9 protein-coding genes and 1 pseudogene are annotated in these 10,074 nt (G+C 67.2%); 4 read left to right on the top strand and 6 right to left on the bottom strand.

The window, feature by feature from the left end:
- Positions 1–267: 267 nt before the first annotated feature.
- Positions 268–1,190 (bottom strand): annotated as a pseudogene (locus XnspCFBP7698_RS21130) (IS110 family transposase).
- Positions 1,191–1,973: 783 nt separating this feature from the next.
- Here XnspCFBP7698_RS21130 and XnspCFBP7698_RS21125 point away from each other — a divergent pair.
- Both XnspCFBP7698_RS21125 and XnspCFBP7698_RS21120 read left to right on the top strand, forming a co-directional pair.
- Positions 1,974–2,726, top strand: a complete 753-nt coding sequence (locus XnspCFBP7698_RS21125) for a glutamine amidotransferase (protein WP_104581837.1) — start codon at positions 1,974–1,976, stop codon at positions 2,724–2,726.
- A 59-nt stretch (positions 2,727–2,785) separates the two neighbouring features.
- A complete protein-coding gene (locus XnspCFBP7698_RS21120) occupies positions 2,786–3,685 on the top strand; it encodes a BPSS1780 family membrane protein (protein ID WP_039412276.1) in 900 nt (299 codons plus the stop codon).
- 270 nt (positions 3,686–3,955) lie between these two features.
- Here the strand turns inward: XnspCFBP7698_RS21120 and tatC are convergent, their stop codons facing one another.
- The 4 genes from tatC to XnspCFBP7698_RS21100 form a co-directional block, all read right to left on the bottom strand.
- Entirely contained in the window at positions 3,956–4,693 is a 738-nt protein-coding gene (gene tatC, locus XnspCFBP7698_RS21115; protein WP_104581838.1) for a twin-arginine translocase subunit TatC, read from the bottom strand.
- On the bottom strand, positions 4,690–5,337 hold the full coding sequence (tatB, locus tag XnspCFBP7698_RS21110) for a Sec-independent protein translocase protein TatB (protein WP_104581839.1): 648 nt from the start codon (positions 5,335–5,337) through the stop codon (positions 4,690–4,692). Before tatB ends, tatC begins: the two co-directional genes overlap by 4 nt.
- 15 nt (positions 5,338–5,352) lie before the next feature.
- Entirely contained in the window at positions 5,353–5,580 is a 228-nt protein-coding gene (gene tatA / locus XnspCFBP7698_RS21105) for a Sec-independent protein translocase subunit TatA (protein WP_003484969.1), read from the bottom strand.
- A 73-nt stretch (positions 5,581–5,653) separates the two neighbouring features.
- Positions 5,654–6,553 (bottom strand): YSC84-related protein, encoded by a 900-nt coding sequence (locus XnspCFBP7698_RS21100; RefSeq protein WP_047694171.1) that lies wholly within the window; start codon positions 6,551–6,553, stop codon positions 5,654–5,656.
- 152 nt (positions 6,554–6,705) lie between these two features.
- On the opposite strand from XnspCFBP7698_RS21100, the gene hemH reads away from it, so the two are divergent.
- Both hemH and XnspCFBP7698_RS21090 read left to right on the top strand, forming a co-directional pair.
- Entirely contained in the window at positions 6,706–7,671 is a 966-nt protein-coding gene (gene hemH, locus XnspCFBP7698_RS21095; RefSeq protein WP_104581840.1) for a ferrochelatase, read from the top strand.
- Positions 7,668–8,540: an alpha/beta hydrolase gene (locus XnspCFBP7698_RS21090; RefSeq protein WP_104581841.1), complete on the top strand. Its 873-nt coding sequence runs from the start codon at positions 7,668–7,670 to the stop codon at positions 8,538–8,540. The genes hemH and XnspCFBP7698_RS21090 overlap by 4 nt, the downstream gene beginning before the upstream one ends.
- 414 nt (positions 8,541–8,954) lie before the next feature.
- Here XnspCFBP7698_RS21090 and XnspCFBP7698_RS21080 read toward each other — a convergent pair whose 3' ends face one another.
- Complete coding sequence (locus XnspCFBP7698_RS21080; protein ID WP_184386072.1) at positions 8,955–9,740, bottom strand: SprT family zinc-dependent metalloprotease; 786 nt, start codon at positions 9,738–9,740, stop codon at positions 8,955–8,957.
- Positions 9,741–10,074 lie beyond the last annotated feature (334 nt).

Genomic DNA, 10,074 nt, shown 5'->3' with positions numbered 1-10,074 from the left:
ATGCCGCCACCGAGCCCCCATGGACGGGTTAACGGCGTGTCCCGCGAGCGGTGAGGGCACCGCGCACTCGACCGAGGCTGCGCGTTTGCTGCAGGGCCCTTGCCCGCCCACCGTCGCGGGACACGCCGTGAATCCGTCCCTGGAGCAACTGTGTTGATCAGGATCTCGATCCGCGAGCTCTGATCGGTTTCCTTCAGACGTGTTCATCCATAGGTGGCGGCTGCTGGCCGGCACGCTTTTGCGTCTGCTCATGGCCGTCGAGCATGCTCAGGCTGGCTGCGTGGCGGCTCTTTCATCGCGCACGCGCGCATTGAGGATGACCAGCATCTTGCGCATCACCGCCACGATCGCGACCTTGCCTTCTTGCCGCGTGTCCGCAACGCTCTATAAAAATCACGCAGGCGAGGCTCGTGACGCGCCGAGGACATCGCCGCCATGTACAGCGCTTGCCGGATATCGGCACGGCCTCCGCCGATCCCTCGTTTCCCACGCATCTTGCCACTGTCGCGCGATAGCGGGGCAACCCCCACCAATCGGGAGATCTGCTTTCCGTTGAGCGTCCCAAGCTCCGGCAACCGGCACGCCAACACGGCCAGCAATACCGGACCGACCCCTTTGAGCGTCTTCAACGCCGCCAGGTGCGGTTGCTCGATGAGCAGCGTCTTTAGCTGCCCGGCGATCAGTTCATCCAGCCGCGCCACACTGCGCACGAGCTGGTTCACGTTGGCCTGCAGCAGCTTGCGTAGCGGTTTGTCCGCCACCTGCAACAGCTGCTGTTTGGCCGTCTTCAGCAGATCGATGAGCTGGCGGCGGGCGCGGACATGCTCGCCCAGATGACGCTGCCACGGCGGCAGTGGAACATAGGGATGAAGCTCCATCTTCTCGGCCATACACGCCAGCATGCCCGCGTCCAGCCGATCGGTTTTTGCCAGTCCCAAGCCGTTGGCCAAGTGACGCGCCCGAGACGCATTGGCGCGTGCCACCGGGATTCCCGCCTGATGCAGCGCGTCCAGCGCGGCCAGCTCGTAGCCACCGGTCGCCTCCAGCACCACCTGCCTAACTGGCAGTGTCCTCAGCCAGTGGACGAGCTTGCAGTGCCCGCTTGCCGTGTTACTGAACTGGCGGGCCTCACCTTGAAAGACAGCCGCATCCAGGGACTTCTTGCACACATCGATCCCGATTCCGCTCATGGGAGATCTCCGCTAGGCTGGAAATGTCGAGAGCTCCCTCGCCTGCCCAGTCTTATCGTTTCGAGTGTCACCTCGGGCAACTGTTCGGGCGAAACAAGGGAGATTCCGGCGTGGGTGCCAAGCTCCAAGGCGATCGCTCAGATCCAGGCTCATACGGCAGCCCACGCCGGCTCTCGACACCTACGCTGCCACATTCCGAACAGATAAGGCTCGGTGGCGGCATCCATGCCGCCAACGGTCCCGCAATCGGTGAGGACACCGCACCAGCAAGTTGGCTGGTGGCTTACCAGAAGAAACAAAACACCGCACCAGAGCGTTGGTCGTTGCGCTGTTGAAAGCTCTGCGAACGACCAACTTGACTGGTCCTTGCCCGCCCACCGTCGCGGGACCCTTGGCGGCATGGATGCCGCCACGGAGCTACATGGACGTACTTGCAGCGTGTCCCGCGAGGGTGCGCGGGCAAGGGCCCTGCAGCAAAGGCGCAGCGTGGAGGGCGCGGCTTCGCGTCGAAAGTCGGTCAATCCAGCCATGCCTCTCCCGTTCAAGCAGGCCACGGCATCCTCAGGCCGCGACGCGACGAACGCGCCGACAATCCAGTCGCGCCGCTCGCTGCCGATATCCAGGGCATGCCACCGCCGTGGCGATCCCGTCGACCCCGCCTGGAGGGAATCAAGACATGTCATTCGGCAATGACGCGCAGGGCCCATCCGGGGGAGACGCTTGAAACAAAGCCGCCCCTGCCGCCTACAATCGGGCACATCTGTCGTGTCCGGATCTTCGCGCATGTCTGTTTTGCCGTTCCTGATCATCGAAACCGGGCAGCCCGTGCCGGAGATGAAGCGCTACGGCCGTTTTCCGCACTGGATTCGCGTGGCGGCGGGGCTGGCCGAGCATGAAACGGTGGCCATCGACGTCGCCAATGGCGATCCGCTGCCTGATCCGGCTGACTTTGCCGGCGTCATCGTCAGCGGCTCGGCCGCCTTCGTCACCGACCGCGCCGACTGGAGCGAACGCAGCGCAGGCTGGCTACGCACCGCGGCGCACCAGGGCATGCCGTTGCTGGGCATCTGCTACGGGCACCAGTTGCTGGCGCACGCCCTGGGCGGCGAGGTGGACTACAACCCGGCCGGGCGCGAGTCCGGCACGATCGCCCTGGAACTGCATCCGCCAGCCGGGCAGGACCCCTTGTTTGCAGGCCTGCCGGCGCAGTTCCCGGCCCATGCCACCCACCTGCAGACGGTGGTGCGCGCCCCGGACGGCGCCATCGTGCTGGCGCACTCGCGCCAGGACCGCTGCCATGCGTTCCGCTGGGGCCGGGCCACCTGGGGCGTGCAGTTTCACCCGGAGTTCGCCACCCACCACATGCGCGGCTACGTCCAGGCCCGCGCGGACTGCATTGCCCGCCACGGCCGCTGCGCCCGCACCGTGGCCCGCGAGGTCACCGCCGCGCCGGTGGCCCGCAAGCTGCTGCGCCGGTTCGTGCACCACGCCCGCGGCCTGCAAACAGTGAACGCTCGTCCCGCCGCGCACACGTAAAAGCAGCGATAATCGCGTCACGCCGGATGGTCCGGCGCGCGTATCGATCCGGAATGGGAATGAGCGAAATTCGCAAGGTGCCGGCATCTGCCGGCGCAGAATGGCTGTTGACCGGTTTCTCGCTGTTGAAGCGGGCGCCGCTGGCGCTTGGCTCGCTGGGGGTGATCTGGAGTGTGGCCGCCTCGCTGGTGGTGTCGCTGTCGGTGCTGGTGCCGCTGCTGGGCCCGGCCCTGCAGTTCCTGCTGGTGCTGGCCGGCCCGCTGTTCATGGGCGGCCTGCTGTGGGCAATCCGCGAGGTGGACGAAGGCCGCGTCGCCAAACCGTCGCATCTGCTGCACGGCCTGCAGGACGGCCGCGCGCCGCATCTGCTGGTGTCGTTGCTGCCGCAGTTGATCGCCGGCCTGCTGCTGGGTGTGCTGTTGCTGGCGATGATCGGCGCCAGCGGGCTGCAGCAGTTGTCCGAAGTGATGGTGAAGATCAACCAGATCAGCCAGTCCGGCGCCCAGCCCGACCCGGTGCAGATCGAGCAACTGGCCGCCAGCCTGCCGGCCGGGCGCATCCTGCTGTGGCTGTTGTTGACCATCGCGACCTTCGCGGCGATGACGCTGGCGCTGTTCGTGATGCCGCCGCAGGTGATGTTCGACCGCAGCACCGGCGGCCACGCACTGCGCGAAAGCCTGCGTGCCAGCCTGCACAACCTGCCGGCGATGCTGGTGTTCTTCGTGCTGGCCTTCATCGCCATCTTCGCGATCTATTTCGCGGTGATGATCGTGGCGCTGATTGTCGGCCTGGTCGCCGGGCAGACCGTGGCGATGTGGCTGGCCCAGCTACTGCTGATGGCGGTGCTGATGCCGGTGTTTGCCGGCTCGGTCTACGCGGCGTGGAAGCAGATGTTCACCCACGAAGGCGCCGCCGCCCAACCGATCAAGCCCTCACGGCCGGATGTGTTTGCGGCTTGATCGCCTTGATCCGGGGATGCGCTGACAACGAAACCCTGATCCGTAGGAGCGCACCCGGGCGCGACGAAGCGTCTCCGGGGACGCCCTCGCTCGCGCCAACGTGTTTGCCGCCTGACCATCCCAACCCGTAGGACCGCCCCTGGGGCGCGACGAAGCCTTCGACGGGAGAGCCGGGTCGCGCCCGGGTGCGCCCCTACGGGGGTGATTGCGTCCGGGTGATGCCGGGGTACGCACCTGCATGTCGGCGCGCGCCTTACTGTAGCCAGGGCGCTAGGCGGGTTTCGGCCCGACGGCGCGCGAGGCGATGATGCCCAGCTCGTAGAGCAGGCACATCGGGATGGCCAGCATCAGCTGCGACACCACGTCCGGTGGGGTGAGCACGGCGGCCAGGATGAAGATGCCGACGATGGCGTAGCCGCGGCCTTCGCTGAGCTGCTTGGGGCTGACCCAGCCCAGCAGCACCAGGATCACCAAGGCCACCGGCAGCTCGAAACTCGCGCCGAAGGCGAAGAAGATCGCCAGCACGAAATCCAGATAGGAATTGGCATCCGGGGTAATGGCGATCACGTCCGGCTTGAACGTGGTCAGGAAGTGGAACACCGCCGGCAATACCAGGAAATACGCGAACGCGCAGCCGATGTAGAACAGCGCCACCGCCGAGGCCAGCAGCGGGAACGCGAGCTTCTTTTCGCGCTGGTACAGCCCCGGCGCCACGAAGGCCCAGGCCTGGAACAGCAGCCACGGCACGCTGATGAACAGCGCCACGAAGAAGGTCAGCTTCAACGGGGCGAAGAACGCGCCGGCCGGGTTCATCGCAATCATGGTCTGCCCCAGCGGCAGCTGCGAGATCAGCGGCGCGGCCAGCCAGGAATAGATCGCCCGCGAGAACGGCAACAGCACCAGCAGCACCGCACCCAGGCCGATCAGGGCACGCACCAGGCGGGCGCGCAATTCCACCAGGTGCTCGATCAGACTGCTTTCGGCCTGTGCATCGTCGAACAGGCTCACGGGTGCTTCTCCTGGATCCTGGCCGGGTCGGCCGGGGTTGGTGCGGTGGACACGTGCAGCGTGCCCGGCTCGACAGGCGGTGCGGCGACCGGGCCCTGCGCAGGCGCGCTGGTGAGATGCGCTGCATGCGGTGCCGGTACCACGGGGTCATGCGGCGCCGGCACGACTGCCTGATGGGGCGCCGGCGCAACGGGCTGTGCCTGTGCAATCACCGGCGCCGCCGCCGGTGCGGCGATGGCAGCACCTGGGGCAGTTCCGGCAACCGGCTCGGCATTGGCGCCGGTCGACAGATCCGCATGCGCTAGCTCCAATGGCGTGGCCACCGGCGTTGCGCTGCTGCGGATATCGATATCGCGGCCCACGTCGTCGTGCAGTGCGCGTGCACCCTGCTCCACCTGCTGCTGCTTGTGACGCAGCTGGTCTTCGGCTTCGCGCAGCGAGGCCTGCACGTCCTGGAGGCTGCGCTTGAGCTCCTCGGCTTCCAGCTCGCGTTCGAGTTCCTGCTTGACCGAATCCCACTGCGCGCGCGCGCGGCGCACCCACAGTCCGGCAAATCGGGCCGCCTTGGGCAGGCGCTCGGGACCGAGCACCACCAGGGCGACGATCGCAATCAGCGTCAGTTCGCCAACACCTATGTCAAACACCGACGCTGCTCCGGATCAGCGCGCGTCGCGGTCGCGTTCGGCCTGCGCCTCACGCGCCTGCTCGGCAGTGCGGGAGTCGTCACCGAGCTTGCCGGCCGGCTTGTCGTCGTCGTGCATGCCTTTCTTGAATTCCTTGACCGCGCTGCCGAGGTCCTTGGCACCGCTGGTGAGCCGCTTGGTACCGAACACCAGCAACACGATCACCAGCACGATCAGCCAGTGCCAAATGCTGAAACCGCCCATGATCTGCTCGCTTGCTGAAAAAGAAGGAAGGCGCAGGATACCCCAGCGCACCGTGCAGGGGGATGACAGCGCCTCAGCGGTTGCCGTCTAGTGATTCGGTGCGGATTTCACCATCGGACACCGGTTGGAACCCCTGCTGCGGCGGCGGGGTGGTGCTGGGCTGCATCGGTACCGTGCTGGCTTCGTTGGCAGGCGGCGGCGGGGCGGATTGCGCCGCCGGGGCGGCACCTGGCGCGCGCGGCGGCACCGGTGCGGTGTCGTCGTCGCCATCGCTGGTGCGGTTGGCGCGTGCGGTGTAGGTGACTTCCTCCAGACGGTCGCGGAAGGCGATCACGTCGGTGGACGGGCGCTCGTTGGTGCGGCCTTCGAAGATCATCCGCGGGGTCGCACCCCCGCCATAGGCGTTGAGGTCGGCGGCATCGTCGATCTGCAGCACCGCGCCGTCCAGCGCCACGCCGGCAAACAGCCCGCGTGCGCGCGACCACGACCAGATCTCGGCCTTGAGCTGGCCGTCGGTGGCGGCAGCGGCGTTCCGGCCGACCGGACCTGCAGCCACGCCGGCATCCGCGCCGAGGGTGAACTTGCCGTTGACGATGTTGTCCAGGCTGCGGTCGTTGCGGAACACCAGCACCACGTCGGACGACTGCACGCCGGCCTGGAAGCCGATGCTGCCGCCGGTGAGCTTGACGAACACCGGCTGCGACCAGCTGCCGTCGGCGTTCTTCATCGACATCAGGCCGTGGCCGCGGCGGCCGCCGATCACCAGACCGGCCTTGAGCGTGTCGGGGATGACCACGATGGCGCGCGCCTCGTCGAGCAGTTTGTCCGGAATGGACTGCTCGGGAATCTTCATGATCTCGTTGAGCACCCGCACCGCATTACGTGCGCGCTGGTCTTCTTCCGGGCCGGCCACGGCATGGCCGGCGGCGAAGGTCAGCGACAACAACAGGGCCAGGCGCGACAAACGAGGCATGACAAGCTCCAGGGGACGATGCGTCAAAGATAGCAATGCCGCGACGTTAGTGGTGGCGCAATGAATCGGTGGTGAGCGCAACCGGCTGCAAGACGCGGCCGATCGCCGCCATTGGTGCAGTGTTCTCGGCAGTGCTGCCCGGCTCTGCCAGAATGGTGCGCATGAACACGACACCCGATACCGCCCTGCTGGTCGTCAACCTCGGCACCCCCGAATCGCCGACCGCCCCGGCCGTGCGCCGCTACCTGGCCGAGTTCCTCAGCGACCGCCGCGTGGTCGCCATTCCGCCGCTGTTCTGGAAACCGTTGCTGTACGGGGTGATCCTGCCGATCCGTGGGCCCAAGTCGGCGGAGAAATACGCCAAGGTGTGGTTACCCGATGGCTCGCCGCTGGCGGTGTATACCCGCCGCCTGGCCGATGGCCTGAAACAGGCGCTGCCCGACTGGCACGTCGAGTGGGCGATGCGCTACGGCGAGCCGGCATTGCGCAAGACGCTCGATGCCCTGCGCGCGCGCGGCATCCAGCGCATCGTGGTGTTGCCGCTGTACCCGCAGTACTCCACCACCACCACCGCCTCGATCCAGGACGTGGTGGATGCCTGGCGCCCGAGCGCGCCGGAGATCGCGGTTGAGGTGATCCAGGACTATTGCGAGGACGCCGGCTGGGTAGCGGCAATCGCCGACTCCATCCGCGCGCACTGGCAGGTCCACGGGCGTAGCGAGAAGCTGATGTTCTCCTTCCACGGCCTGCCGCAACGGGTGGCCAATGCCGGCGACCCGTACCCGCAGCAATGCGAGCGCAGTGCGCAGGCGATCGTGGCGGCGCTGGGCCTGGGCGCGGACGAATGGCAGATGGGCTACCAGTCGCGCTTCGGGGCCGAACGCTGGTTGCAGCCGTATGCCGAACCGACCTTGTGGGCATTGGCCGAAGGCGGCGTGCGCAGCTTCGATCTGGTGTGCCCGGGCTTTGCCACCGACTGCCTGGAAACGCTGGAGGAAGTGGCATTGGGCTTTGCCGAAACGCTGGCCGAACGCGGCGCCACGCTCAGCTATATCCCCTGCCTCAATGCCAGCGATGCGCACGCGCAGGCACTGGCTGCACTGGCGCGTCGCGCGTGAGGTTGGAGCCGTTTGCGTGCGAGCTGGCCATCGGTCGTATCACCGGGTTGCGCAGCACAGAGCGCGGGCCGCGCCGGGTGCTGGCCCTGCATGGCTGGCTCGATAACGCGGCCAGCTTCGTACCGCTGAGCGCGCATCTGCACGCGCAGGCGCTGGATCTGGTGGTGCTGGATCTGCCCGGCCATGGCCATAGCGCGTGGCTGCCGGTGGGCGCGGAGTACACGCTCAGCAGCGCGATCCATAACCTGTTGCAGGTGGCCGATACGCTGGGCTGGGACCGCTTCACGTTGTTGGGCCATTCGCTTGGTGGCGGCGTCGCCAGTCTGATGGCCGCTGCCGCGCCGGAGCGCATCGAGGCGCTGCTGGTCATCGAGGCGCTGGGCGCCCTGGCCGAGCCGGTGGAGAGCACGGCCGAACGATTGCGCGACTCGGTGCGTTCGACGCGCACCCTGGCGCAGCGGCCGCTGCGGGTGTTCGCCTCGATGGAGGCACCGGTGCGCGCACGCATGATGGCCAACCAGCTCACCGAACCGGCTGCACGGTTGCTGGTGGAGCGCGGCCTGCGCGTGGTGGAAGGCGGCTACAGCTGGTGCACCGACCCACGCCTGACCCTGCCCACCGCCATCCGCATGACCGAGGCGCAGATCGACGCGGTGCTGGCCTCCATCGTGTGCCCCACCCAGGCGATCTTCGCCACGCCGGCGCAGCCGTATTTTTCCGATGCGCTGCGCGATCACCGCGTGGCGATGGTGCCCGACGCGCGTCTGACGCTGCTGCCGGGCACGCACCATCTGCATATGGAAACCCCGGCACCGGTGGCGGCGGTGATCAATGGATTTCTTGCGGATCTGCCGCAACCGCCGAGGTGATGCAGGCAGCTGCAAGGAGCGTGATGCGTCATGCGGCGCGTGGTGATTGCAATTGAGTGCTTCGACCGGTGGGATGCGCCCTGGACGTTTTGCGGTGCGGTTCGTGCCGATCCAACGCTTGGGGCAGACGATCGTGCGTTGTTCGAACAGGTCTGGTCGACAGCGTGCGACGCACGTCATTGGACAACGGCCCGCTCCTTGGACACAGGCGTCGCCATGGCCGAACGCGCCCTGGCGCAGCAGTTTGCCTGGCTATCGCCGCTGGCCCGACGGCACCTCGCCCAGGCTGCAGCGTACGAATGGCGCTAGCGGGCTTGCCGCGCGCCAAGGCAGACCGCGCAGTGGCTTTGCATCGCTGTTGATTGGACTTAGTGCGAACGGATCACCGCGAGCAGACATCGCTGCGGCCTCGCATCAGGCGACCTGCAACAACCGCCGCAGCTGCGCCTTGAGCTGGCGGCCGTGTTCGTGAAAGTAGCTGCGTTCGTCGCGCCAGGTGGGGAAACGCTGTTCCACTTCGGCCCAGAAGGCCGGCGAATGATTGGCCTGCAGCAGATGGCAGAGCTCGTGCACCAGCACGTATTCGAACGCAGACGGGCGGCCGAGCACCAGTGCCAGGTCCAGTGCCATCGAGCCATCCGGGGCGAGCGAGCCCCACTGCGAGGACATCACCTTCAAACGCAACCGTGCCGGTGCGCGCGGCAGGCCAGGCAGATAGGTGGGCAACCAGCGGCCGACATCGGCGCGGGCCTGCGCTTCGTAGAATTCCTTCAGTGTGCGACGTAGACCGGCATCGCCCAGGCGGGTGGGCACATAGAACTGCGCACCTGCATCGGTGATGTCGATGCGCGCGTAGCGGCCGTCGTGCCAGCTCAACGGCAGCAGCGCCCCGCGCAAGGGCAGCAGCCCCGGCACCCCGCGCTCCAGCGCAGGAAAGGCATCGACCTGCTGGTAGCGCGACAGCTGCGTACTCAGCCAATCCAGGTGCGCGTGCAGGAAGCGCTCGCCGGACACCAGGCTTGCACGCAGCGGCAAGGTCAACCGCGCGCCGCGCTCGTCGACGCTGAGTTTGATGCGGCGCGCGCGCGGGTCGCGGACGCGCAGCACGTCGATGTCGCGGCCGTCCAGTTGCACGCGCACGCAGTCGCGTTCGACAACCTGCGATGGCGGCGCAATCAGGCGGCGGACGGGTTTGAACATGGGCACAGGATAGCGCTGCGATGTGTCAGGTGGTGAGACGGCGCATGTGATGCATTCGATGTTGGCGCGACTTAGAGCGACTCACCAACGGCCACGCCCACTGGCAGATGGGCGCAGCCGAATTGGGTGGACATGCGGCCTGGCTGCATGGCCCTGCCCTCGACCTCCGCAGGACGCACCGACGATACGTCTTCAAGAAAGCAGCCGACCAACGCTCCGGTGCGGTGTCCTCGCCGCTTGCGGGACCGTTGGCGGCATGAATGCCGCCACCGAGCCCCCATGGACGGGTTAACGGCGTGTCCCGCGAGCGGTGAGGGCACCGCGCACTCGACCG

It is taken from the genome of Xanthomonas sp. CFBP 7698 (assembly GCF_003600855.1).
In the GTDB taxonomy this organism is placed as follows: Bacteria; Pseudomonadota; Gammaproteobacteria; order Xanthomonadales; family Xanthomonadaceae; genus Xanthomonas; species Xanthomonas cannabis.
Note: the sequence above shows the minus strand (reverse complement) of the source record. Positions and strands in the feature narration are given on the sequence as shown.